The following is a 22,679-nucleotide window of genomic DNA, read 5'->3' as shown; positions in this document are numbered from 1 at the left end:
CCCCGACGCCGATACGTCGTTCACCGTATTGGCCTCGCGCTGCACATTCGCAGAATGGAAGGTCCCTTTCGCCGGTTCCTGGACATACGGGTTCCACCCCTTCCATCCGTCACCCCTACCCTTACGCAGCGGAGGCCACAATGCACCACGGGGACATATCGAGCAGCAAGGACACAGTCGGCGTCGCGGTCGTCAATTACAAGATGCCGCGCCTGCACACCAAGGCAGAAGTGCTGGACAACGCACGCAAGATCGCCGACATGATCGTCGGCATGAAAGCCGGGCTGCCCGGGCTGGACCTGGTCATCTTCCCCGAGTACAGCACGCACGGGATCATGTATGACTCGAAGGAAATGTACGACACCGCGTCCGCCATCCCGGGCGAGGAAACCGACATCTTCGCCGCCGCCTGCAGGAAGGCCAAGGTGTGGGGCGTGTTCTCGCTGACCGGCGAGCGCCATGAGGAACATCCGAACAAGGCGCCGTACAACACGCTCATCCTGATGAACGACCAGGGCGAGATCGTGCAGAAATACCGCAAGATCATGCCCTGGGTGCCGATCGAAGGCTGGTATCCGGGTGACTGCACCTATGTGTCGGATGGCCCCAAGGGCATGAAGGTCAGCCTCATCATCTGCGACGACGGCAACTACCCGGAAATCTGGCGCGACTGCGCGATGAAGGGCGCCGAACTGATCGTGCGCTGCCAGGGCTATATGTATCCGGCCAAGGACCAGCAGGTGACCATGGCGAAGGCCATGGCCTTCGCCAACAACTGCTATGTGGCGGTCGCCAATGCCGCCGGCTTCGACGGCGTCTATACCTACTTCGGCCATTCGGCCATCGTCGGCTTCGACGGCCGCACGCTGGGCGAATGCGGCGAAGAAGAGATGGGCATGCAGTACGCCGCACTGTCCAAGAGCCTCATCCGCGACTTCCGCAAGAACGGTCAGTCGGAAAACCACCTGTTCAAGCTGCTGCACCGCGGCTACACCGGCCTGATCAATTCGCGCGAAGGCGACAAGGGCGTGGCGGCCTGCCCCTACGAGTTCTACTCGAAGTGGGTGAACGATCCGGAAGGCGTACGCAAGGCGGTCGAGGCATTCACGCGCAGCACGGTGGGCACCGAGGAATGCCCGATCGAAGGTCTGCCCAACCCGGCCACCGTCGGCCACAAGTGAAGCCGCTGCACACCGCCGGATCGGGCGACACAGCCGCCCATCCGCTGGACGACTGGCGCATCCGGGACGAACCCTGGTATGCGCCGGTCGGCGACGAGATCGCCGCCTTCGAGGCCGCGCATGCGCGCGGCCTGCCGCTCATGCTCAAGGGGCCCACCGGCTGCGGCAAGACGCGCTTCATCGAGCACATGGCGTGGAAGCTCGGCCTGCCGCTGATCACCGTGGCCTGCCACGAAGACCTGTCGGCGGGCGACCTGATAGGCCGCTTCCTGCTCGACGGTCACGGCACCCGCTGGCAGGACGGGCCGCTCACGCGTGCGGTGCGGCATGGCGCGATCTGCTATCTGGACGAACTGGTCGAGGCGCGCGCCGACACCACGGTGCTCATCCATCCGCTGACCGATGCGCGACGCCAGTTGCCGCTGGCCGCCACCGGCGAACTGCTGCACGCGCATCCGGACTTCCGGCTGGTGGTGTCCTACAACCCCGGCTATCACGGCGTGCACAAGACCTTGAAGGCATCGACGCGGCAGCGCTTCACCGCGCTCGAGTTCGGCTACCCGGATGCCGCGCGCGAAGCCGCCATCGTGACGCACGAATCCGGCGTCGATGCCGCCCTCGCGCAACAACTGGTCGGTCTGGCCGAAGGCACGCGCCGGCTGGCGGGCGAGGAACTGGACGAAGGCGCCTCCACGCGCATGCTCATCCATGCCGGCCTGCTGATCGCCGAGGGCCTGACGCCGCGCACAGCCTGCCGCCAGGCAATCGCGGTGCCGCTGTCGGACGACGCCGAGGTGGGCCAGGCGCTGGCCGCCATGGTCGATGCCTGCATCGCCTGAAGCATCGCTCACGGGCCAGCGCGCGCTGGGCATCTATCTGTCCGCCCTGTGGTCGGTGCAGCCGCGGCTGGCTGCGCTGGCCACGCAGGACGAGCGGCCGCGCGCCATCCTGTCGCGCGCCGGCACGCGGCCGGTGCTGCACCTGCCGCCGGCTGCCGCGACGCTGACACGGGCGCGCGCCGCGCATGCCGCCGCCCATCTCGTGTGGGGCGGGCCGCCGCAGCCGCGCGCGCAGCTCAAGCCGATACAGCGGGTGTTGCTGGAAACGCTGGAGGACGCGCGCGTCGAGTGGCTGGCGATGCAGGCACTGCCCGGCCTGCGCGCGCTGTGGGCGCCCTTTCATGTCGCCGACGCGAGCTGGGGCATGGGCTTCGACGCGCTGCTGGTGCGGCTGGCGCACGCGCTGTTCGATCCGCGGCATGAGGACGGCCACGCCTGGATCGCCAGGGTGCGGCGCATGTTCTTCACCCCGCACGGACAGCTCGCGCTCGACACGCCGCAGCGGCTGCGCGAAGCGGCCTCGCTGCTCGGCAACGACATCGGCCAGATGCGCCTGTACTTCAATCCCGCCGGCTGGCGTGTGGAGCCGGCCTATCGCGACGACAACCACCATCTGTGGAGCAGCGACGACAGTCTGCCGCCCTCGGCCAGCGAACTGGAGCGGGAGGACGCCGACAGCCATGGCGGCGGTGAGGGCGATGGAACGGCGGAACGCCCCCCGCCGCAAGCCATCGCCGGAGCCGGACACGGCGACGGCGGCGCGGCGGCGCTGTGGGCCGAGGCGCCGCTGCGCACCTTGAAGTATCCGGAGTGGGACCGCCTGATCGAGCGCACGCGCACCGACTGGTGCACGGTGATCGAAAGCCGGCCGCTGGAAGCGGATGGCCGTGCGCTGAAGGCGCGTCTGGCGCCCGCGCTGCGCCGCCTGTCGCGACGCGATGTCCGGTGTCATGGCGGTCGGCCTGGCAGCGGGCGCGAACGCGAAGGCGAGGTGCTGCACACCGACGCGCTGGTCGAGGCCGGCATCGCGCTGCGCGCGCGTACCCGGCCGCCGGCGCGCCTGTATCGCGCGCCGCGCGCGGCCGGAGCCGGCCGTGACCTGCTGCTGCTGATCGACGCCTCGGCCTCCACCGGCCACCCGTGCGAAGACGGACGCCCCTTGCTGGATGCGCTGCGCGAGGCTGCCCTGCTGGCCGCGCGCGTGCTGGAGGACGAAGGACACGTCGTGCGCATCTGGGCCTTCGCATCGGACACCCGGCATCGCGTGCGCGTGCAGCATCTGAAGGCGGAGCGGGAGAACGCACTGGACGTGCGCGTGCGCGCGCGCGCCGCCGGACTGCGCAGCCATGGCTCGACCCGCATCGGTGCGGCGCTGCGGCACGCGGTCGCGCACCCGGTCGGTGTGCGCCCCGCCGTGCTGGTGCTCACCGACGGCGAGCCGCACGACATCGACGTACACGACGCACGCTATCTGCTGGAGGATCTGAAACAGGCGGTGCGCGAAGCGCGCCGCGCCGGTACCGAGGTGCATTGCCTGCACATCGGTCCGGCGGCACCGGCCGGCCTGCGCCATGCCTTCGATGCCGGCCGCTGCCAGGCGCGGGCGGATACCGGCCGGCTCGGCGAAGCCGTGCTGGACAGCCTGCGCGGACGATGATCATGAAGGGGCACGCACGCGGATCCGTCGCCGGTCCTGCGCGGCCGGGATGGCCGGCTGCACGATCCGCGGCCAGACCGGACGCCGGCCGGGACGTGGCGGATGGCCGCTAGCCGACGCTCGCGGTCAGGCGACTCGCCGTCTCGGGCACCGCCGGTTCGTTCGCTTGCTGGAAGTAGTCGATGAATACGCGCAGCCGCTGCGGCATCTGCGCACGGCTCGGAAAATACAGATGGATCGCGGACATGGGCGTCGCGTGCTCGCTCAGCACCGCGCACAGCCGGCCCTGCGCCAGATCGTCCGACACCAGGGATTCCAGCGTCTGCACCATGGCCAGACCGCGGCGGGCGAGATCGATCTCGACTTCCGCATCGTTGACGATGTAGCGCGCATCGACTTCCACCTCGAGTGGCCGGCCTTCGCGCTGGAACATCCAGCGCATGGTGCGACCGCTGGACGCGAAACGATAGCTCACGCACTCGTGGCGTCCGAGGTCATCCACCGAAAGGGGCGCGGGACGGCGCGCCAGGTAGTCCGGCGCCGCCACCGTGATCATGCGGTTGGGCCCGCCCAGGCGCACCGCCACCATGTCCGCCTCGATCGCCTCGCTCATGCGCATGCCTGCATCGAAGCGCCCGGCCACGATGTCGGCGAAGCCATCGTCGAGGGCGAATTCCAGTTTCACGTCCGGATGACGCACCGAAAAACCGGCCAGATGCGGCGCGATCAGCACGCGATAGGCGGGCCGCGGCATATTGATGCGCAAAGTGCCGCTGGCGCGCCCGCGCGACGCCGCCACACCTTCCAGCGCAGCGGAAAACTCGTCCAGGCCGATGCGCACGCCGTCGTAGAAACGTTCGCCCTCGTCCGTCAGCGACACGCTGCGCGTGGTGCGGGTCAGCAAGCGCACCCCCAGCCGCTGCTCCAGCGTGCGCACCGACTGCGACAGCGCCGACGCCGACACGCCCAGTTCGGCTGCCGCGCGCGTGAAGCTGGCATGGCGCGCCACGCATTCGAAAGCGCTGAAGGCCGGCAGGAGGGTGGGCTCTATTTTTAAGTTTTGCTTCATAGGTCTTAAAAGATTAACCAGTCGACCTAAAAAAACAAAGGGGCTATGTTGCGCACTGTGTCGCCGCCTCCCGGGCCTCGTGCCCCCTCTCCCCGCACAGCAAGGAGGATTCCCGCATGCAGATGACCCTACCGAGGACGGATTCCGGTCCCGGCCTGAACCGGCGCACCTTCCTGAAACTGAGCGCCGCCACCGGTGGCGGCCTGCTGATCGAACTGACGCTGCCGGGTGCGCGTGCGCTGGCGGCCGATGGCGCCGCGCTGGCGCCGAACGCCTTCATCCGCATCGGCCGCGACGGCGTGGTAACCCTGGTCATGCACAAGGTGGAAATGGGCCAGGGCACGTACACCGCCATTTCCCAGCTCATCGCCGAGGAGCTCGAAGTGCCGCTGGATTCGGTGAAGCTCGAGCATGCCCCACCCGATCCACGCTATGCCGACCCCATCATCGGCGCCCAGGTCACCGGCGGTTCGACCTCGATACGCGGCGCCTGGAAACCGATGCGCGAAGCCGGTGCCACCGCACGCATGCTGATGATCCAGGCGGCGGCGAAGAAGTGGGCGGTCGCCCCATCGCGGCTGACCGCGCGTGACGGCGTCGTGATGGAAACCGGCGGCACGCGTCGCGCCGGCTACGGCGAGCTGGTGGATGTCGCCGCCACGCTGCCGGTACCTGCCACCGTCACGCTGAAGGATCCACGGGATTTCCGGCTGGTGGGCACCCCTACGCGCCGCATCGATGCGCGCGGCAAGGTGGATGGCAGCGCACGCTTCGGCATCGACGTCGCGCTGCCCGGCATGAAGATCGCGACGGTCGCCGCCTCGCCGGTATTCGGTGGCACGCTGGCGGGTGTCGACGAAGCGGCTGCGTTGAAGGTGAAGGGCGTACGCCAGGTGGTGAAGCTGGACCATGCGGTGGCGGTGGTGGCGGATCACATGTGGGCCGCCAAACAGGGTCTGGCCGCCTGCAAGCCGCGCTGGAACGACGGCGCGCACGCGAAGCTGGATAGCGCGGCCATCTTCGCCCATCTGGAAAAGTCGTCGGCCGGCCCGGGCGCCATCGCGCACAAGGCGGGCGATGCGGCGGCGGCCATGCAGTCCGGCACGCGCCACTTCGAAGCGGTGTACCGGCAGCCCATGCTGGCGCATCTCACGATGGAACCGATCAACTGTACGGTGGACGTGAAAGCGGACGGCGTGGATGTCTGGGTCGGCACCCAGGTCCCCGGCATCGCGCAGGCGGTGGCGGCGCAGACTGCCGGTGTGAAGCCGGAGCAGGTACGCATCCACAACCACCTGCTGGGTGGCGGCTTCGGTCGCCGGCTCGAAGTCGATTTCATCGCCCAGGCGGTGGCCATAGGCAAACAGGTGCGCGGACCGGTGAAGGTCGTCTGGTCGCGCGAGGAGGACGTGCAGCACGACATGTACCGCCCGCCCTATCTGGACCGCATCGCCGCCACGGTGGACGCGAAGGGCATGCCGCTGGCGTGGACCCATCGCATCGCCGGCGCCTCCATCATGGCGCGCTTCTTCCCGCCCGCCTTCAAGGATGGCGTGGACCCCGACGCGGTCGATGGCGCGGTGGAACTGCCCTATGCCATTCCAGCCGTGCAGGTCGAGTACCAGCGGGTGGAGCCACCGGCGGTGCCCACCGCCTTCTGGCGCGGCGTCGGCCCGACCCGCAACGGTTTCGTGGTGGAAGGTTTCATCGATGAACTGGCGGCCGCGGCCGGACAGGATGCGGTGGCCTACCGCCGCGCGCTGATCAAGGATGCGCGCACGCGGCACGTACTCGACCTGGCCGCGGAAAAGTCCGGCTGGGGCACGCCGCTGAAGGCGGCAGCCGGTACGCGTGCCGGGCGCGGCGTGGCGGTCATGCATGTGTTCGGCAGCTACATTGCGCAGGTCGCCGAAGTCGAGGTGAATGCCGACAACGAGGTGCGCGTGCGCCGCGTCACCTGTGTCATCGACTGCGGCTTCGCGGTCAACCCGCTCAGCGTCACGGCGCAGATGGAAGGCGGCATCGTATTCGGCCTCAGCGCCGCGCTGTGGGGCGAAATCACGCTCGCCGACGGCCGCGTGCAGCAGAGCAATTTCCACGATGCACGCGTGATGCGCATGAACGAGATGCCGCACATCGCAGTCCATATCGTGTCCAGCGCCGAAGCGCCCGGCGGCGTCGGCGAGCCGGGCACATCGCTGGCCATTCCGGCGCTGGCCAACGCGGTGTTCGCCGCCACCGGCCAGCGCATCCGCACGCTGCCCATCGCCGGGCAACTGACGACGGCCTGATTTTCCATTTGAACTGCGGGCGCTGCCCGCACATTCCAACCACCACCGGCGGCCTGACCGCCATCGATGAGGGCTCAATCATGGCAACGATCAATCTGAACGGACGCGATGTCAGCGTCGACATGCCGGACGACACCCCGCTGCTGTGGGCGCTGCGCGACGGCCTGAACATGACCGGCACCAAATTCGGCTGTGGTATCGCGATGTGTGGTGCCTGTACCGTGCATGTCGACGGGCAGGCCACGCGCTCCTGTGTCACGCCCTTGTCTGCGGTCAAGGGCAAGAAGATCACCACCATCGAATCGGTCGGTGAGGCCAAGGTCGGCGCTGCGGTACAGGCCGCCTGGCAGAAGCTGGACGTGGTGCAGTGCGGTTACTGCCAGTCCGGCCAGATCATGTCGGCCACCGCGCTGCTCGCTTCGAATCCGAAGCCGAGCGACGCCGACATCGATGCCGCGATGAGCGGCAACGTGTGCCGCTGCGCGACCTATGTGCGCATCCGCGCGGCCATCCACGAAGCCGCGAAAACGCTGGCCTGAGTGCATACCCGAGGAGCGCACAGATGATCTTCCGCATCGAAAACGCATTGCAGACCACCCGCCGCGGTTTCCTCAAGGGCGGCGCCGGCCTGGCGCTGGCCATCGTGACGCCGGCCGTCGCGCTGGGCGAGACCGGCGGGCCCGGCCACGCCGGCAGCGCGATGGTCGACGGCGAATTCTCGCCGAACGCCTTCCTGCGCATCGGCACCGATGGCACGGTCACCGTGGTGTCCAAGCACCTGGAAATGGGTCAGGGTGTCTACACCGGGCTGGCCACACTGGTCGCCGAGGAACTGGACGCCGACTGGTCGCGCGTGACGGTCGAAGGCGCGCCGGCCGACGCGAAACGCTACAGCAACCTGTTCTGGAAGGCGCAGGGCACCGGCGGCAGCACCGCCATCGCCAACTCCTACGAACAGATGCGCCGCGCGGGCGCCACCGCGCGCGCGATGCTGGTGTCCGCGGCCGCGGAGCAGTGGAAGGTGCCGGTGTCGCAGATCACGGTGAAGAACGGCGTCGTGTCGCACGCGGCCAGCGGCCGCAAGGCCGGCTTCGGCGAACTGGCCGAGGCGGCGGCACAACGGCCGGTGCCGGCGGACGTGAAGCTGAAGGATCCGAAGCAGTTCAACCTGATCGGCCGCGCCGCACCGCGTGTGGACAGCGTGGCGAAGACCACCGGCCGCGCCATCTTCACCCAGGACATCAAGCTGCCCGGCATGCTGGTCGCCGTGGTCGCCCACCCGCCGCGTTTCGGCGGCGTCGTCAAGTCGGTCGATGACAAGGCCGCGCGCGCGATCAAGGGCGTGAACGACGTCGTCGTCATCCCGAACGGCGTGGCGGTGCTCGCCACCGACTACTGGACCGCGAAGAAGGGGCGCGACGCGCTCAAGGTCGAGTGGGACGAGGCCAAGGCCTGGCGCGGCAGCAGCGATGCCATCGTCGCCGACTACCGCGAGCGCGCGAAGACGCCGGGCCTGAACGCGCGCAACGACGGCAATGCCGAAGCCGCGCTGGCCAGGGCCGGCAAGGTGATCGAGGCTGAGTACGTGTTCCCCTATCTGGCGCACGCGTCGATGGAGCCGCTGAACTGCGTCATGAAACTGGAGAACGGCCAATGCGAGGTGTGGAACGGCGAGCAACTGCACACCGTCGATCAGTTCGCGCTGGCCAAGACGCTGGGCATCGACGCTGACCGCGTGAAGCTGAACATGGTGTATGCCGGCGGCAGCTTCGGCCGCCGCGCCAACCCGCAGTCGGACTACCTGCTGGAAACTGCGCAGATCGTCAAGGCGATCAACGGCCGCGCGCCGGTCAAGCTGGTGTGGAGCCGCGAAGACGACATGCGCGGCGGCTACTACCGCCCGCTCTATCTGCATCGCGTGCGCGCCGCGCTCGACGCGACGGGCATGCCGATCGCCTGGCAGCAGCGCATCGTCGGCCAGTCCATCATCGCCGGCTCGGCATTCGAGCCCATGCTGGTGAAGGATGGCGTAGACGTCACTTCGGTCGAGGGAGCGGCCACTCTGCCCTACGCCATCCCCGACCTGAACGTCGATCTGCACACCACCAATGCCGACGTGAAGGTACCGGTGCAGTGGTGGCGCTCGGTCGGTTCGACGCACACCGCCTATGCGACCGAACTGTTCCTCGACGAGCTGGCGCTGGCCGCCGGCAAGGACCCGGTCGCCTACCGCCTGGCGCTGCTGAAGAAGCATCCGCGCCACGCTGGCGTACTCAAGCTGGCCGCCGACAAGGCGGGCTGGAACAAGCCGCTGGCGCCGGCCGCCGACGGTGCGAAGCGCGGCCGCGGTGTCGCGGTGCATGAATCGTTCAACAGCTTCGTCGCCGAAGTGGTCGAGGTGACGGTGCAGAAGGACGGCAGCTTCAAGGTCGACCGCGTGGTGTGCGCGGTCGATTGCGGCGTGGTCGTGAATCCGGACGTGGTCAAGGCGCAGATGGAGGGCGGCATCGGCTACGCGCTCGCCGCTGCGCTGACCGGCGCCATCACGCTGAAGGACGGCATGGTCGAGCAGTCGAATTTCAACGACTACCCGGTGTTGCGCATCAACGAAATGCCCAGGGTCGAGGTGCATATCGTGAAGTCGGCCGCCGCGCCCACCGGCGTCGGCGAACCGGGCGTACCGCCGCTGGCCCCGGCGCTTGCGAGCGCGCTGCGCGCAGCCACCGGCAAGGCCATCCACACGCTGCCGATCGGCGAACAGTTGCAGGCCTGAGCGGGGCGTGCCCCCGCGGGCGGCCGCTCACGCGCGCCGCCCGCGTCATGAAGGAATGACCTATGGACAGCCTTGATCTCGACGTACTGACCCGCGCCCGCGACTGGTTGCGCGACGGCCACCGCGTCATGCTGGCGACCGTGGTGCGCACCTGGGGCTCGTCGCCGCGGCCGCCCGGTGCGCTGCTGGCGCTGCGCGAGGACGGCCGCGCGGTCGGTTCGGTGTCCGGCGGCTGCATCGAGGACGATCTGATGCACCGCTTGCGTCGTGACGGCATGCCGCACAGCGCGCATGCGGTGAGCTATGGCGTCAGCGCGGATGAGGCACGCCGCTTCGGCCTGCCCTGCGGTGGCACGCTGCAACTGGTGCTGGAACCGCTCGCCGACGCCGACGCCCTCGACGAGCTGCTGGCGCGGCTGGCCCGCGGCGAACTGCTCACCCGCCGGCTCGACCTCGCCAGCGGCCGCGCCGTGCTGCACGCCGGCCACGCCGACCAGGCGCTGCATTTCGACGGCCACACGCTGATCAGCGTGTTCGGACCGCGCTACCGGCTGCTGCTGATCGGCGCAGGACAACTGTCCGCCAGCCTCGCCCGCATCGCACAGACGCTGGATTTCGCGGTCACCGTGTGCGACCCGCGCGAGGAATACAGCGAGGAATGGTCAGTGCCCGGCACCACGCTTACGCGTGGCATGCCGGACGATGTGGTGATCGCAATGCAGCCGGACGCACGCACCGCGGTGATCGCGCTCACGCACGACCCCAAGCTCGATGACCTGGCGCTGATGGAGGCGCTGAAATCGCCCGCCTTCTACGTCGCCGCGCTCGGCTCGCGGCGCAACAATGATGCGCGTCGGGAACGGCTGAAGGAGTTCGACCTGGGCGAGGCGCAGATCGACCGCTTGCGCGGACCGGCCGGGCTGTACATCGGCAGTCGCACGCCAGCCGAAATCGCGGTATCCATCGCCGCGGAACTGGTGGCGATGAAGAACGGCGCCGCCGCCGACACGCTTCTCAATGTGCGCGACGCCAGGGCTGCACTCGACATCGCCGCCGACACGCTGTCGTCGTGCACGCTCAGCCCGAACTGAATCTCGCGCCCGCCCGCGCGGACTCGAGCACCAACGGCGTGCGTCCGCCGGGCACACGACACCCCCCCTCCGTCATCGTTCCGGCGCGTCGGCACGCCGTATCCCGGTCGCCGGCACATCGGCCGATGATGCAGGGCATCCTGCTCGCCGCCGGCTACGGCCGGCGCTTCGACCCGAGCGGCCGCAGCAGCAAGCTGCTGGCTGCGCTGGCTGACGGCCGCAGCGTCGCCTGGCACGCTGCGCGCGCACTGTGCAGCGCGCTGCCCGGCAGCATCGCGGTGATCCGGCCAGGCCACGCCGCACTGGCCGAAGTGCTGCGCGACGCCGGCTGCCGCGTGCTGGAAAGCCACGACGCCGAGCGCGGCATGGGCTCGGCCCTGGCGCACGCGGTGCGCGAAACCGCCGGGGCCGACGGCTGGCTGGTCGCGCTGGCCGACATGCCCTGGCTGCCGCCCGATACCATCGCCCGCGTGGCCCGTGCGATCGACCACCCGCTGCGCCTCGCCGCCGCCTTCCATGACGGCCGACGCGGCCACCCGGCCGCTTTCGGCGCCGCCTGGTATCCGCTGTTGAGCGAACTGGATGGCGACCAGGGCGCGCGCAGCCTGCTCGCCGGGCATGAAGTGGTGTGCGTGGACAGCCCGGACGACGGCGTACTGCGCGACGTGGACCGTCCTGCCGATCTGACCCGACCCCTGTCCGGTCGCGGCTGATTGCGCTTATCATCGGCATCAGCCGGAAACCCGCCCCGGCTGGCACCCGCAGCCCGAACCCCGCTGCACGAGGACACGCCGAACATGACCCGACAGGTATCGTTCGATGCATTGAGTGAGGACGGCGGCACATCGCTGACCGAGCAGATGGCCTGGCTGCATGACCAGATCAGGCAAGGTCATCCGCAGGTGCACCGCATCGCCATCGCGCTCTACGACGCCCGGCACGCGCTGCTGAAAACCTATGTGCACAGCAGCGATGTGAGCGACCCGCTCGACCGCTACCAGAAGCTGCTCAGCGAGGTACCCTCGCTCGAGGAACTGGCGCTGCGACGGACCAGCCGTATCATCAGCGACCTCACCCGCCTGCCCGCTCCGCACGGCGAACACACGCTGTGGCTGCTCGGTCACGGTTACCGCAGCAGCTATACCGTGCCGCTCTATCAGGCCGGTGCGCTGCTCGGCTTCCTGTTCTTCGATTCGCGCAAGCCGGCCGCCTTCGACGGCTCGCTGCCGGCTGCGCTGCAGATTCACGTGCAACTGTGCCGGCTGTCGGTGCTGAACGTATTCAATCTTTCGCACGCGGTCGAGGGCATGGTGAAGATCGCGCGCGGCCTGGCCCATTTGCGCGACATCGAGACCGGACGCCATCTCGACCGCATGGCGAGCTATTCGCGGCTGATCGCGCAACGGGTGGCGGCCCGGTTCGGGCGCGACGACGAATTTGTCGAGCATGTCTATCTGTTCGCCCCGTTGCACGACATCGGCAAGGTGGGCATACCCGACAGCATCCTGCTCAAGCCCGGGCGGCTGGCCGACGACGAGCGCGCCATCATGCAAGGTCATGTGGACCTCGGCGTGAAACTGGTGGACGAGGTGATGCAGGAGGCCGGGCTCGCCACGACCCCCTATCTGTCCACCCTGCGCAACATCGTCGGCGCGCATCACGAATGGATGGATGGCAGTGGCTACCCGCGCGGCCTGAGCGGCGACGCCGTTCCTCTGGAGGCGCGCATCGTCACCATCGCCGACGTTTTCGACGCACTCACATCCGAGCGCCCGTACAAGAAGCCCTGGCACAACGAGGATGCCTTCGACGAACTGGGCCGCATGCGCGACGCGGGCAAGCTCGACCCGGTGTGCGTGTGCGCATTGCGCGACGCCCTGCCGGCCGTACAGGGCATACAGCAGCGCTTCGGCCTGAGCGCCTGAGCGCCTGCCGTGCTCAGTGAGCGCCGCCGACCCGGCTCAGCGCCAGATCCAGCGTGTCCTGCGCCTCGAGCGCAGCCGGCTCGCGCGCCAGCCAGTCCCGCGCATGGTCGGCGAGCCGATCCCAGCGCCCCTCGAACTCGTACTGCACCGCCTGCAGGAAGGGCAAACGGGCATCCTGGGCGTCGGCCCAGAACGGCTGCACGCCGGGCAGGCGAGGCTGTATGCCGCGTGCCAGCACTTCGGGTACCCAATCGGCCGGGATGGCGAAGAACATGCTCTTGTCGCGGCTGAGCCTGTAGAAGGTAAGGATGCCCACCAGCCGTCCTTCGGCATCGAACAGACCGCCGCCCGACGCGCCGGCGGCGAAGGCGGCGCTGCCGCGCAGCACGCGACTGCCCGCCATCGAATAAGTCTGCGTGACCTCGCCCAGATCGTAGGCAAAGCGCCCGGCGGTGAAGCCCATGCTGACCACCGGGTCGTTCTTGTTCACCTGGCTGGCCGGAATGAGCGGAGCGGCGCGCGCATCGATCTGGTCGGAGCGCATGATGCACAGGTCGCGCCGCCAGTCCGCAGCCACCAGCGCGACCGGCAGCGCATCGCCTGTCTGCAGCACCACCGCCTGCGTGGCACCGTTGAGCACATGGCAACTGGTGGCGAGCAGACCGGGACCGACCACCACCGCCGAGCCGCTGGAGGTGCCGCGCTCACCCTGGGCATAGAGCTGGAACACCGTGCGCGCGGCGGCAGGAATGCGCTGCAGGATGTCGGTCGTCGTGTCGGCCGCCCACGGGGTTGCCGGCGCAAGTACCATGCAGGCCCACAGCAGGCCGCGTGTCGCTTCCCTCATGATGGCTACTTTCTTTCCTTGCGGGTTGGGCACATGTCGTGCTTGCTTCGCCCCGGCGGGTCCGACCGTCCGGTACGGACAGCCGGTCGATCCGCAGTCACGCACGCGAGCAACAGACCCTGGACATCCGGCCCGGTTCCATCGCCGGACCAACCCGACATGACATCGATACTTTCTTCCGCACCCGTCGGCAACGAAGCCGGCTGGCAGGCGGGCATCACGCTGGGCTACACCGCCGAGGGCGGCCGCACGGTGCTCACCCGCCGCATGCACGTCGGTCCGCTGCGCGTGCAGAAGCCGCTCTACCCGGAGGGTGGCGACATCTGCCACACCTTGCTGCTGCATCCACCGGGCGGCATCGCCGGCGGTGACCGGCTGCAGATGGACATCGCCGCCGGCAGCGGCGCGCATGCCCTCGTCACCACGCCGGGCGCCGCCAAGTGGTACCGCAGCGCTGGCGGCCAGGCGCGCGCGGACCTTTCGCTGAAGGTGGCGGCCGGTGCCATGGTGGAATGGCTGCCGCAGGAATCCATCGTGTTCGACGGTGCGCGAGCGCACAGCGCGGCGACGATAGACATCGACACGGGGGGGCTGTTCATCGGCATGGACCTGTGGTGCCTCGGCCGCACCGCCAGCGGCGAACGCTTCACGTCCGGCACGCTTGCACTGGATACGCGCATCCGCATCGACGGGCGCTCGCGATGGCTGGAACAGGCGCGACTGGAAGGTGGCGGTCCGCTGCTTGGTTCGCCCGCGGGGCTGGCGGGCGCACCGGTTTTCGGCAGCCTGATCGCGGCCGGCTTCGACGCCGACGACGCCCTGCTCGCCGGCTGTCGCGCCGTGCCGGCACCGACAGGCAAGGCGAGCAGTTGCGGAGTCACCCGTCTGCCCGGCATGCTGATTGCGCGCTATCGTGGCGGCTGTACGCAGGAAGCCCGGGCATGGTTCGTGCATCTCTGGGCGCTGATACGTCCGGCCATGACCGGACGGCCTGCGCGTACGCCGCGCATCTGGAACACCTGACGGGCACACACAGAACAATATGGAACTGACACCCCGCGAGAAGGACAAGCTGCTCATCTTCACCGCCGCGCTGCTGGCAGAGCGCCGCAAGGCGCGCGGTCTCCGGCTCAATTACCCGGAAGCGGTCGCCTACATCACCGCCGCCATCATGGAAGGTGCGCGCGACGGCCGCACCGTGGCGGAACTGATGAGCCATGGCACCACGCTGCTGACGCGCGCCGACGTGATGGAAGGGGTGCCGGAAATGATTCCCGACATCCAGGTGGAAGCCACGTTTCCGGATGGCACCAAGCTGGTCACCGTTCATCATCCGATTCCGTGAGGGCGCGCCGTGAGTGACGACGACATGGAGCTCGCGCGCCGGCTGGCGCGTTTCAAGCTGGGCGTGCGCCGCACTCTGGGCGAGTCGGTCAATCTCGACGCATTGCGCACCGATCTCGACTATCGTGTGCGCACGCTGGCCGACATCGAGGAGCGCACCGACGACGAAGAGCTCCTGGTGAGCCTGCTGCTGGTGCGCGAAATGCTCGAACGCCGACGCGAGCCCGCGGCACCGTCCGAGGGCATGAAGCCGGCCCGCGATTACCGTTTTGGTGCGCGTTCGGGTTGAGCGCGCCTCCACTGACACTCCCACGCCCCCGATGACATGTCACTGATACCCGGACAGATGCAGGTCGCCGACGGCGACATCGAACTGAACGCCGACCGGCCCACATTGACGCTGGACGTGCGCAACACCGGCGACCGCCCGATACAGGTCGGATCGCATTACCACTTTGCTGAAACCAATGACGCGCTCGATTTCGACCGCGCGGCGGCACGCGGCTTCCGGCTCGACATCGCCGCCGGCACCGCGGTGCGCTTCGAACCCGGACAGTTGCGCACCGTGCAGCTCGTCGCGCTGGCCGGCGAACGCAAGGTCTATGGATTCAAGGGCCGCATACAGGGCCCGCTCGACTGATCCCTTCCGCCTCCACCCCGCCACCATGGATGACACCACCGGAGACCCGACATGAAGATGATCGCCCCCCTGATTGCCCTCGCCACCAGCAGCGCCGCCCTTGCCCATCCGGGCGGGCATCACGGCAATGTCGGCAGCACGCTGCTGCACCTGATGAGCGAGCCCGACCACATCGCGCTGCTGGTCGCCGCCGCCGTGGCCGGTGGCCTGGGCGCCCTGTGGATGCGCCGTCGCGCCGCGCGTTCGCGCAGCATGTTCAGGGACTGACGCGCGCATGAGCACACGCATCAGCCGGCAGGCCTATGCGGAAATGTTCGGCCCGACCACCGGCGACCGCCTGCGGCTGGCGGACACCGAGCTGTGGGTCGAAGTCGAGCGCGACTACACCGTGTACGGCGACGAGGTGAAGTTCGGCGGCGGCAAGGTGATACGCGACGGCATGGGCCAGAGCCAGCGCTGCGCCGCCGACGTGATGGATACGGTCATCACGAATGCGCTCATCATCGATCACTGGGGCGTCGTGAAGGCCGACATCGGCATCAAGAACGGCTTCATCGCCGCCCTCGGCAAGGCCGGCAATCCGGACATCCAGCCGGGTGTCGGCATCGTGATCGGCCCCGGCACCGAAATCATCGCCGGCGAAGGCATGATCGTCACCGCGGGCGGCATAGACAGCCACATCCACTTCATCTGCCCGCAGCAGATCGAAGAGGCGCTCATGTCCGGCGTCACCACCATGCTGGGCGGCGGTACCGGGCCGGCCACCGGCACCTATGCCACCACCTGCACGCCGGGGCCCTGGCACATCCATTCCATGCTGTCCGCGGCGGACGCCTTCCCGATGAATCTCGGCTTCCTCGGCAAGGGCAACGCATCGCAGCCGGCGCCGCTGCGCGAACAGGTCGAAGCCGGTGCGATCGGCCTCAAGCTGCACGAGGACTGGGGCACCACGCCTGCCGCCATCGACACCTGCCTGTCGGTGGCCGACGAGATGGACGTGCAGGTGGCCATCCACACCGACACGCTGAACGAATCGGGCTTCGTCGAAGCCACCATCGATGCATTCAAGGGCCGCACCATCCACACCTTCCACACGGAAGGCGCGGGCGGCGGCCATGCGCCGGACATCCTGCGCGCCGCCGGCCTGCCCAATGTGCTGCCGTCGTCGACCAACCCGACCATGCCGTACACGGTGAACACCATAGACGAGCATCTGGACATGCTCATGGTGTGCCACCACCTGGATGCGGGCATCGCCGAGGACGTGGCGTTCGCGGAAAGCCGCATCCGCCGCGAAACCATCGCCGCGGAGGACATCCTGCACGACCTCGGCGCCTTCTCGATGATGTCGTCCGACTCGCAGGCCATGGGCCGCGTCGGCGAGGTGATCATCCGCACCTGGCAGGCGGCACACAAGATGAAGGTGCAGCGCGGCACGCTGTCCGACGCGCAGGGCCGTTCGCCGGCCGCCGACAATTTCCGCGTGCGCCGCTACATCGCGAAATACACGATCAACCCGGCCATCACGCACGGCATCGGTCACATCGTCGGCTCGGTCGAGCCGGGCAAGCTGGCCGATCTGGTGCTGTGGCGCCCTGCATTCTTCGGCGTCAAGCCCAGCCTGATCCTGAAGGGCGGCATGATCGCCGCCGCCGCGATGGGCGATCCGAACGCCTCCATCCCGACGCCACAGCCGGTGCATTACCGGCCGATGTTCGGCAGCTATGCCGGCGGCCTCAAGACCTCGCTCACCTTCGTGTCGCAGGCGGCGATGAACAATCCGCGCGTCACCGGGCTGGGCCTGGCGAAGCGGCTCGAGCCGGTGCGCAACATCCGCACGCTGCGCAAGGCCGACATGGTGCTGAATGACTGGCAACCGACGATAGAGGTCGATCCGGAGAACTACCTGGTGCGCGCCGACGGCGAACTGCTCAGCTGCGAACCGGCCGAGGTGCTGCCGATGGCACAGCGGTATTTCCTCTTCTGAATGTAGCGGTGCCGGCGACGGTTGCCGGCATCGGTGAGGCAGGCGGATCCGTCACGCACCGCATCGATGCGCGCGGACACCTGCCGCCTGGGCACTCACCGCGCTGGAACGGACTTCATGCTGCTGATAGAAACCTTCGCGCCGGCCGACGCCGCGCCGGCCGACGCCGCGCCGGCCGATACATTGACGCTGACCTTCGAACTGCGCGCCAAGTGCCGGCTGCGCACGCGCCTGGATTCGGGCGAAGAGGTCGGGCTGTTCCTGCCGCGCGGCACCATACTACGCGGCGGTGACCGGCTGGCCGGCAGCGACGGCCGGGTGGTGGCGGTGCGCGCGGCGGACGAGGAGGTGATCGAGGCGCGCTGCGACGACCCGCTGCTGCTCGCGCGCGCTGCCTATCACCTCGGCAATCGCCATGTGGCGGTCGAGGTGAAGCCGGGCCTGCTGCGGCTGGCGGCCGACCATGTGCTGTCGCAGATGCTGGAAGGCCTGGGCCTGGCTGTCGCCGTCACCCGTGCGCCCTTCGAACCGGAAGCCGGCGCCTATGGTGGCCACCCGGCCCACCATGCGCATGCCCATGCGGAAGAGACCGGCGCGCGGCTGCATCTGTTCGGATCGCGACCATGACTCCGCTTGCGCTGGTGCGCCTGCTGCATCTGGCCAGCCCGACGCTGCCGGTCGGCGCGTTCAGCTATTCCCAGGGCCTGGAGTGGCAGGTGGATAGCGGCGCCATCCGCAGCGAAGCCGATGCCGGCGAGTGGATAGCGGCGGTATTCGACGCCGGCATCGCGCAGTTCGAACTGCCGCTGCTGGCGGCGCTGATGCGCGCCTGGGCGGCGGACGATCCGGCCGCTGTGCGCGAATTGAACGACGATTACCTGGCCAGCCGTGAAGCGGCCGAACTGCGCGCCGAAACCGTGCAGATGGGCTATTCCTGCGTGCAGCTCGTGCAGGCGCTGGACGCTTGCGCGGCGGTGGCGGCACCCCTGCGCGCGCTGGGCGAGGTGGCCTATCCCACCGCATGGTCGGCGGCTGCCGTCGCGCTGGCGGTGCCGGTGGACGATGCGCTGACCGCCTGGGCCTGGGCCTGGGCGGAAAACCAGGTGATGGCGGCGATCAAGGCGGTGCCGCTGGGCCAGACCGCGGGCCAGCGCCTGCTCATGGCGCTGGGCGAGGCGATACCGCCACATGTGGCGCGCGCGGCTGCGCTGCCGCGCGAGGCATGGAGCAATTTCGCGCCCGGCCTGGCGATCGCCAGTTGCCGGCACGAAACCCAGTACTCGCGGCTGTTCCGCTCATGACCCCGTCTCCTGCGACTGCGCTCGCCGGTCGCGACAGGCCATGAATCGCCAGCGGCGGATGATGCGCAGCCGCATCGCGACCGGTGGACGCTCATGCCGCGGCAACATGATGACTGACACTGACGAAAGGACAGCACAATGACCGCATCCACTCCCCGCCCGCCGCTGCGCGTGGGCATAGGCGGCCCGGTCGGCTCCGGCAAGACCGCGCTCACGCTGGCGCTGTGCCGCGCATTGCGCGACCGCTACAACATCGCCGCGGTGACCAACGACATCTATACCGAGGAGGATGCGCAATTCCTGGTGCGCAACGAGGCACTGCCGCCGGAGCGCATCGTCGGCGTGGAAACCGGCGGCTGCCCGCATACCGCGATACGCGAGGACGCGTCGATCAATCTGGAGGCGGTGGCGCGGCTGAACGCGCGCTTCTCCGGGCTGGAAATCATCCTGATCGAATCCGGCGGCGACAATCTGGCAGCCACCTTCAGCCCGGAACTGTCCGATCTCACGCTGTATGTGATCGACGTGGCGGCGGGCGACAAGATTCCGCGCAAGGGCGGGCCGGGCATCTGCAAGTCCGATCTGCTCATCATCAACAAGATCGATCTCGCGCCCATGGTGGGCGCCTCGCTCGAGGTGATGGAGCGCGATGCGAAGAAGATGCGCGGCGAGCGCCCCTTCCTGTTCTCCAACATGAAGACCGGCCACAACCTCGATGCCATCATCGCCTTCATCGAGAGGGAAGGCATGCTGGCCGGTACCGCAAGCTGAACCCGCGGCACACCCGCCATCCGGCGGCCGGGCGGTCAGACCCTGATCAAGCCGGCCACCTGCCATTCCCGCTACACTCGCGCCACTTTCCTCAGCGGGCCATGGCGTGAAGATCATCATTCTCGGAGCAGGTCAGGTCGGTTCGTCGGTCGCCGAAAATCTGGTGTCGGAAGCCAATGACATCACGGTGGTGGATACCGATGTGCCACGCCTGCAGGCCTTGCAGGACAGGCTGGATCTGCGTGTGGTGGTCGGCAATGCGGCGAGCCCGGCCGTGCTGGCGCAGGCGGGCGCCGACGATGCCGACCTGCTGGTCGCGGTCACCGCGTCCGACCAGACCAATCTGTGCGCCTGCCGCATCGCGCGCACGCTGTTCAACCTGCCCACCCGCATCGCCCGGCTGCGCTCGATGGATTACACCGACCATCCGCAGTTGCTGGACGAGGACAATTTCGCGGTCGATTTCTCGATCTGCCCGGAGCAGGAGGTCACCGATTACCTGAAGCGCCTGATCGCCTTCCCGGAAGCGTTGCAGGTGATCGAGTTCGCGGGCGGCCGCATCACGCTGATCGCCGTGCGCGCGGTTGGCGGCGGGCCGCTGGTAGGCCGCCAGATCAAGACGCTGCGCGAGCATCTGCCACACATCGATGCGCGCATCGTCGCGATATTCCGGCATGACCGCGCGATCGCGCCGGATGGCGACACGGTGATCGAGCCGGGCGACGAGGTGTTCTGCCTGGCCGCCACCGAATCGGTGCGCGCGGTCACCGCCGAACTGCGCCCGCTGGACAAGCCGATGCGCCGGCTCATGATCGCCGGCGGCGGCAATATCGGCTTCCGGCTCGCCGCGTCGCTGGAAAAGAACTACGAGGTGAAGCTGATCGAACACTCGCGGCCGCGCGCGGAATTCCTTGCATCCAGCCTGCACGACACGCTGGTGCTGCAGGGCGACACCACGGACGAAATGCTGCTCGAGGCGGAAAACGTCGACGACATGGATCTGTATCTCGCGCTGACCAATGACGACGAGAACAACATCATGTCCTCGCTGATGGCCAAGCGCATGGGCGCCCATCGGGTGGTGGCACTGATCAACCGGCGCGCCTATGTCGACCTGGTGCAGGCCGGCCGCATCGATGTGGCCATCTCGCCCGCCCAGGTGTCCATAGGCTCTCTGCTGGCTCACGTGCGCCGCGGCGACGTGGTCGCCGTTCACAGCCTGCGGCGCGGTGCCGCCGAGGCGCTGGAACTGGTGGTGCACGGCGACCGTCGCACGTCCAAGGTGGTGGGACGTCGGATAGACGAGATCGGCTTGCCCGAGGGCGCAATGATAGGCGCCATCGTCCGGCGACGGCAGGGCGACGGCGATGAGCGGGGGCGCGACGAGGTCATCATGCCGCATCACGACACGGTGATCGCGGAGGACGACCATGTCGTCGTGTTCTGCGCGAACCGGCGCATGGTGAGCCGGGTGGAAAAACTGTTCCAGGTCGGACTCGGATTCTTCTGATGCTGCATGTCGCGAATGTCCTCGGCCGGCTGCAGATCGTTTTCAGCCTGACCTATCTCGCTCCGATACTGTGTTCGCTGATCTACCACGACGGCATGGTGTGGAACTTCATCGACAGCATGGCCATCAGCGCCGCCGGCGGCGCCCTGCTCTACATCGCGACCCGCCGCCACATGCGCGAACTCAAGCCACGCGACGGATTCCTGCTGGTGACCCTGTCCTGGATACTGATGTCGTCGATCGCGGCACTGCCACTGGTGCTGGCGCATGACATGAGCTTCACCGATGCCTTCTTCGAAACGATGTCCGGCCTCACCACCACCGGCGCCACCGTGATGACCGGTCTGGACCACGCGCCGCAATCGATCAATCTGTGGCGCCATCTGCTGAACTGGATAGGCGGCATGGGCATCATCGTGTTCGCGGTCGCCATCCTGCCTCTGCTCGGCGTGGGCGGCAGCCAGCTCTACAAGGCGGAAACGCCGGGGCCGATGAAGGACAGCAAGCTCACCGCCCGCATCGCCGATACCGCGAAGGCGCTCTACCTGGTGTATCTGGGCATCACGCTGGTGTGCGTGCTGGCCCTGAAACTGGCCGGTCTGGACTGGTTCGACGCGATCTGTCACGCCTTTGCCGCAATGGGACTGGGCGGTTTCTCGACGCGCGATGCCAGCATCGGCGCGTTCGATTCGCCCTGGATCGAGGGCGTGCTCACCGTGTTCATGCTGATCGCGGCCATGAATTTCGCCACCCACTTCCTCGCGTTCCGCGGGCGCTCCCTGCGCGTCTATCTGGCCGATTTCGAAGTGCGTGGCGTGCTGATCGCCTGCCTGGGAAGCAGTGCGCTGCTGGCCGGCTACCTGGTCTGGACGGGTACCTATCCGGGCTACTGGACGGCGCTGCGCCACGTGAGTTTCAACCTTGTGTCGATCGCGACCGACTGCGGGTTCGCCAGCACTGACTACGGTCAGTGGCCGATCTTCGTACCGCTGTGGATGCTCTTCCTGTCCTGCGTCACGGCCAGTTCAGGCTCGACCGGCGGCGGCATCAAGATGGTGCGCACCCTCATCCTGATCGGGCAGGCGCGGCGCGACATGCTGCGGCTGGTGCACCCGAACGCGGTGATCCCGCTCAAGGTCGGCCGCGTCTGCGTGCCGGAATCGGTCGCACAGTCCGTACTGGGCTTCATCTTCCTCTATTTCATGAGCGTGGTGCTGCTCACCTTCGTGCTGCTTCTGTCGGGCCTGGACTTCATGTCGGCCTTCAGCGCGGTGATCGCGACGATCAACAATGCGGGGCCGGGCCTGGGTGTGGTCGGGCCGGCGGGCAACTACCAGGGGCTGAGCGACTTCCAGACCTGGGTGTGCAGCTTCGCCATGCTGCTCGGCCGGCTGGAGGTCATGTCGCTGCTCATCATCTTCAGCCCGGGATTCTGGCGCAAATGAGCGGGCGG

General features: G+C 68.2%; 22 protein-coding genes. 20 read left to right on the top strand and 2 right to left on the bottom strand.

Translation table 11 applies throughout. The annotated features are described in order from the left end of the window. Nucleotides 1-140: 140 nt before the first annotated feature. Genes A3Q7_RS0115420 through A3Q7_RS0115410 form a run of 3 tightly spaced genes read left to right on the top strand, consistent with a single transcriptional unit; the run spans nt 141 to nt 3,677 of the window. A complete protein-coding gene (locus A3Q7_RS0115420; protein WP_018412803.1) occupies nt 141-1,181 on the top strand; it encodes an aliphatic amidase in 1,041 nt (346 codons plus the stop codon). Further along, nucleotides 1,178-2,020 (top strand): CbbQ/NirQ/NorQ/GpvN family protein, encoded by an 843-nt coding sequence (locus A3Q7_RS0115415; RefSeq protein ID WP_018412802.1) that lies wholly within the window; start codon nt 1,178-1,180, stop codon nt 2,018-2,020. The genes A3Q7_RS0115420 and A3Q7_RS0115415 overlap by 4 nt, the downstream gene beginning before the upstream one ends. After that, nucleotides 2,004-3,677: a nitric oxide reductase activation protein NorD gene (locus A3Q7_RS0115410; protein WP_018412801.1), complete on the top strand. Its 1,674-nt coding sequence runs from the start codon at nt 2,004-2,006 to the stop codon at nt 3,675-3,677. Before A3Q7_RS0115415 ends, A3Q7_RS0115410 begins: the two co-directional genes overlap by 17 nt. 109 nt (nt 3,678-3,786) lie before the next feature. Here the strand turns inward: A3Q7_RS0115410 and A3Q7_RS19975 are convergent, their stop codons facing one another. Then, nucleotides 3,787-4,746 (bottom strand): LysR family transcriptional regulator, encoded by a 960-nt coding sequence (locus A3Q7_RS19975; RefSeq protein WP_040570700.1) that lies wholly within the window; start codon nt 4,744-4,746, stop codon nt 3,787-3,789. 116 nt (nt 4,747-4,862) lie between these two features. On the opposite strand from A3Q7_RS19975, the gene A3Q7_RS0115400 reads away from it, so the two are divergent. The 6 genes from A3Q7_RS0115400 (at nt 4,863) to A3Q7_RS0115375 (ending at nt 12,826) form a co-directional block, all read left to right on the top strand. Continuing rightward, complete coding sequence (locus A3Q7_RS0115400; protein WP_018412799.1) at nt 4,863-7,037, top strand: xanthine dehydrogenase family protein molybdopterin-binding subunit; 2,175 nt, start codon at nt 4,863-4,865, stop codon at nt 7,035-7,037. A gap of 80 nt (nt 7,038-7,117) precedes the next feature. Then, complete coding sequence (locus A3Q7_RS0115395) at nt 7,118-7,576, top strand: (2Fe-2S)-binding protein (RefSeq protein WP_026224896.1); 459 nt, start codon at nt 7,118-7,120, stop codon at nt 7,574-7,576. A gap of 23 nt (nt 7,577-7,599) precedes the next feature. Next, entirely contained in the window at nt 7,600-9,810 is a 2,211-nt protein-coding gene (locus A3Q7_RS0115390) for a xanthine dehydrogenase family protein molybdopterin-binding subunit (protein WP_018412797.1), read from the top strand. A 62-nt stretch (nt 9,811-9,872) separates the two neighbouring features. Continuing rightward, nucleotides 9,873-10,901 carry an XdhC family protein gene (locus A3Q7_RS0115385; protein WP_018412796.1) on the top strand — a complete coding sequence of 343 codons (1,029 nt, stop codon included), beginning with the start codon at nt 9,873-9,875 and terminating at the stop codon, nt 10,899-10,901. Nucleotides 10,902-11,026: 125 nt separating this feature from the next. After that, nucleotides 11,027-11,614 carry a nucleotidyltransferase family protein gene (locus A3Q7_RS0115380; RefSeq protein WP_018412795.1) on the top strand — a complete coding sequence of 196 codons (588 nt, stop codon included), beginning with the start codon at nt 11,027-11,029 and terminating at the stop codon, nt 11,612-11,614. 84 nt (nt 11,615-11,698) lie between these two features. Beyond that, nucleotides 11,699-12,826 (top strand): HD-GYP domain-containing protein, encoded by a 1,128-nt coding sequence (locus A3Q7_RS0115375; RefSeq protein WP_018412794.1) that lies wholly within the window; start codon nt 11,699-11,701, stop codon nt 12,824-12,826. A 13-nt stretch (nt 12,827-12,839) separates the two neighbouring features. On the opposite strand, the gene A3Q7_RS0115370 is transcribed toward A3Q7_RS0115375, so the two are convergent. Then, nucleotides 12,840-13,673, bottom strand: a complete 834-nt coding sequence (locus tag A3Q7_RS0115370; protein WP_018412793.1) for a S1 family peptidase — start codon at nt 13,671-13,673, stop codon at nt 12,840-12,842. Nucleotides 13,674-13,832: 159 nt separating this feature from the next. Here A3Q7_RS0115370 and A3Q7_RS0115365 point away from each other — a divergent pair, with 159 nt between their 5' ends. The 11 genes from A3Q7_RS0115365 to A3Q7_RS0115315 all read left to right on the top strand — a co-directional run bounded on the left by A3Q7_RS0115365 (nt 13,833) and on the right by A3Q7_RS0115315 (nt 22,671). Further along, complete coding sequence (locus A3Q7_RS0115365) at nt 13,833-14,696, top strand: urease accessory protein UreD (RefSeq protein WP_018412792.1); 864 nt, start codon at nt 13,833-13,835, stop codon at nt 14,694-14,696. Nucleotides 14,697-14,715: 19 nt separating this feature from the next. Beyond that, nucleotides 14,716-15,018 (top strand): urease subunit gamma, encoded by a 303-nt coding sequence (locus A3Q7_RS0115360; protein WP_018412791.1) that lies wholly within the window; start codon nt 14,716-14,718, stop codon nt 15,016-15,018. A gap of 9 nt (nt 15,019-15,027) precedes the next feature. Beyond that, a complete protein-coding gene (locus tag A3Q7_RS0115355) occupies nt 15,028-15,306 on the top strand; it encodes a hypothetical protein (protein WP_026224894.1) in 279 nt (92 codons plus the stop codon). Nucleotides 15,307-15,348: 42 nt separating this feature from the next. After that, on the top strand, nt 15,349-15,657 hold the full coding sequence (locus A3Q7_RS0115350) for an urease subunit beta (RefSeq protein ID WP_026224893.1): 309 nt from the start codon (nt 15,349-15,351) through the stop codon (nt 15,655-15,657). Between the two features lie 51 nt (nt 15,658-15,708). Then, entirely contained in the window at nt 15,709-15,924 is a 216-nt protein-coding gene (locus A3Q7_RS0115345) for a hypothetical protein (RefSeq protein ID WP_018412788.1), read from the top strand. A 7-nt stretch (nt 15,925-15,931) separates the two neighbouring features. Beyond that, nucleotides 15,932-17,644, top strand: coding sequence for an urease subunit alpha (gene ureC, locus A3Q7_RS0115340; protein ID WP_018412787.1), 1,713 nt, complete (start codon nt 15,932-15,934; stop codon nt 17,642-17,644). 117 nt (nt 17,645-17,761) lie between these two features. After that, complete coding sequence (ureE, locus tag A3Q7_RS0115335) at nt 17,762-18,271, top strand: urease accessory protein UreE (protein ID WP_026224891.1); 510 nt, start codon at nt 17,762-17,764, stop codon at nt 18,269-18,271. After that, a complete protein-coding gene (locus A3Q7_RS0115330) occupies nt 18,268-18,945 on the top strand; it encodes an urease accessory protein UreF (RefSeq protein ID WP_018412785.1) in 678 nt (225 codons plus the stop codon). The genes ureE and A3Q7_RS0115330 overlap by 4 nt, the downstream gene beginning before the upstream one ends. Before the next feature lie 138 nt (nt 18,946-19,083). Beyond that, entirely contained in the window at nt 19,084-19,716 is a 633-nt protein-coding gene (gene ureG / locus A3Q7_RS0115325; protein ID WP_018412784.1) for an urease accessory protein UreG, read from the top strand. A gap of 106 nt (nt 19,717-19,822) precedes the next feature. Next, the gene (trkA, locus tag A3Q7_RS0115320; protein WP_018412783.1) at nt 19,823-21,226 is read left to right on the top strand and encodes a Trk system potassium transporter TrkA; all 1,404 of its coding nucleotides are present in this window, start codon (nt 19,823-19,825) and stop codon (nt 21,224-21,226) included. Beyond that, nucleotides 21,226-22,671, top strand: a complete 1,446-nt coding sequence (locus A3Q7_RS0115315; RefSeq protein ID WP_018412782.1) for a TrkH family potassium uptake protein — start codon at nt 21,226-21,228, stop codon at nt 22,669-22,671. The genes trkA and A3Q7_RS0115315 overlap by 1 nt, the downstream gene beginning before the upstream one ends. Nucleotides 22,672-22,679: the final 8 nt, after the last annotated feature.

It is taken from the genome of Methyloversatilis thermotolerans, from assembly GCF_000372885.1.
GTDB classification, from domain to species: domain Bacteria; phylum Pseudomonadota; class Gammaproteobacteria; order Burkholderiales; family Rhodocyclaceae; genus Methyloversatilis; species Methyloversatilis thermotolerans.
The sequence above is the reverse complement of the archived record's forward strand: the minus strand, read 5'-3'. Positions and strand labels throughout refer to the sequence as shown.

What these genes read in the sequence shown, in the direction of transcription:
- A3Q7_RS0115420 (WP_018412803.1), top strand. Translation starts at nt 141, where the DNA reads ATGCACCACGGGGACATATCGAGCAGCAAGGACACAGTCGGCGTCGCG.
- A3Q7_RS0115410 (WP_018412801.1), top strand. Translation starts at nt 2,004, where the DNA reads ATGCCTGCATCGCCTGAAGCATCGCTCACGGGCCAGCGCGCGCTGGGC.
- A3Q7_RS19975 (WP_040570700.1), bottom strand. Translation starts at nt 4,746, where the DNA reads ATGAAGCAAAACTTAAAAATAGAGCCCACCCTCCTGCCGGCCTTCAGC.
- A3Q7_RS0115400 (WP_018412799.1), top strand. Translation starts at nt 4,863, where the DNA reads ATGCAGATGACCCTACCGAGGACGGATTCCGGTCCCGGCCTGAACCGG.
- A3Q7_RS0115395 (WP_026224896.1), top strand. Translation starts at nt 7,118, where the DNA reads ATGGCAACGATCAATCTGAACGGACGCGATGTCAGCGTCGACATGCCG.
- A3Q7_RS0115390 (WP_018412797.1), top strand. Translation starts at nt 7,600, where the DNA reads ATGATCTTCCGCATCGAAAACGCATTGCAGACCACCCGCCGCGGTTTC.
- A3Q7_RS0115385 (WP_018412796.1), top strand. Translation starts at nt 9,873, where the DNA reads ATGGACAGCCTTGATCTCGACGTACTGACCCGCGCCCGCGACTGGTTG.
- A3Q7_RS0115380 (WP_018412795.1), top strand. Translation starts at nt 11,027, where the DNA reads ATGATGCAGGGCATCCTGCTCGCCGCCGGCTACGGCCGGCGCTTCGAC.
- A3Q7_RS0115375 (WP_018412794.1), top strand. Translation starts at nt 11,699, where the DNA reads ATGACCCGACAGGTATCGTTCGATGCATTGAGTGAGGACGGCGGCACA.
- A3Q7_RS0115370 (WP_018412793.1), bottom strand. Translation starts at nt 13,673, where the DNA reads ATGAGGGAAGCGACACGCGGCCTGCTGTGGGCCTGCATGGTACTTGCG.
- A3Q7_RS0115365 (WP_018412792.1), top strand. Translation starts at nt 13,833, where the DNA reads ATGACATCGATACTTTCTTCCGCACCCGTCGGCAACGAAGCCGGCTGG.
- A3Q7_RS0115360 (WP_018412791.1), top strand. Translation starts at nt 14,716, where the DNA reads ATGGAACTGACACCCCGCGAGAAGGACAAGCTGCTCATCTTCACCGCC.
- A3Q7_RS0115345 (WP_018412788.1), top strand. Translation starts at nt 15,709, where the DNA reads ATGAAGATGATCGCCCCCCTGATTGCCCTCGCCACCAGCAGCGCCGCC.
- ureC (WP_018412787.1), top strand. Translation starts at nt 15,932, where the DNA reads ATGAGCACACGCATCAGCCGGCAGGCCTATGCGGAAATGTTCGGCCCG.
- ureE (WP_026224891.1), top strand. Translation starts at nt 17,762, where the DNA reads ATGCTGCTGATAGAAACCTTCGCGCCGGCCGACGCCGCGCCGGCCGAC.
- A3Q7_RS0115330 (WP_018412785.1), top strand. Translation starts at nt 18,268, where the DNA reads ATGACTCCGCTTGCGCTGGTGCGCCTGCTGCATCTGGCCAGCCCGACG.
- ureG (WP_018412784.1), top strand. Translation starts at nt 19,084, where the DNA reads ATGACCGCATCCACTCCCCGCCCGCCGCTGCGCGTGGGCATAGGCGGC.
- A3Q7_RS0115315 (WP_018412782.1), top strand. Translation starts at nt 21,226, where the DNA reads ATGCTGCATGTCGCGAATGTCCTCGGCCGGCTGCAGATCGTTTTCAGC.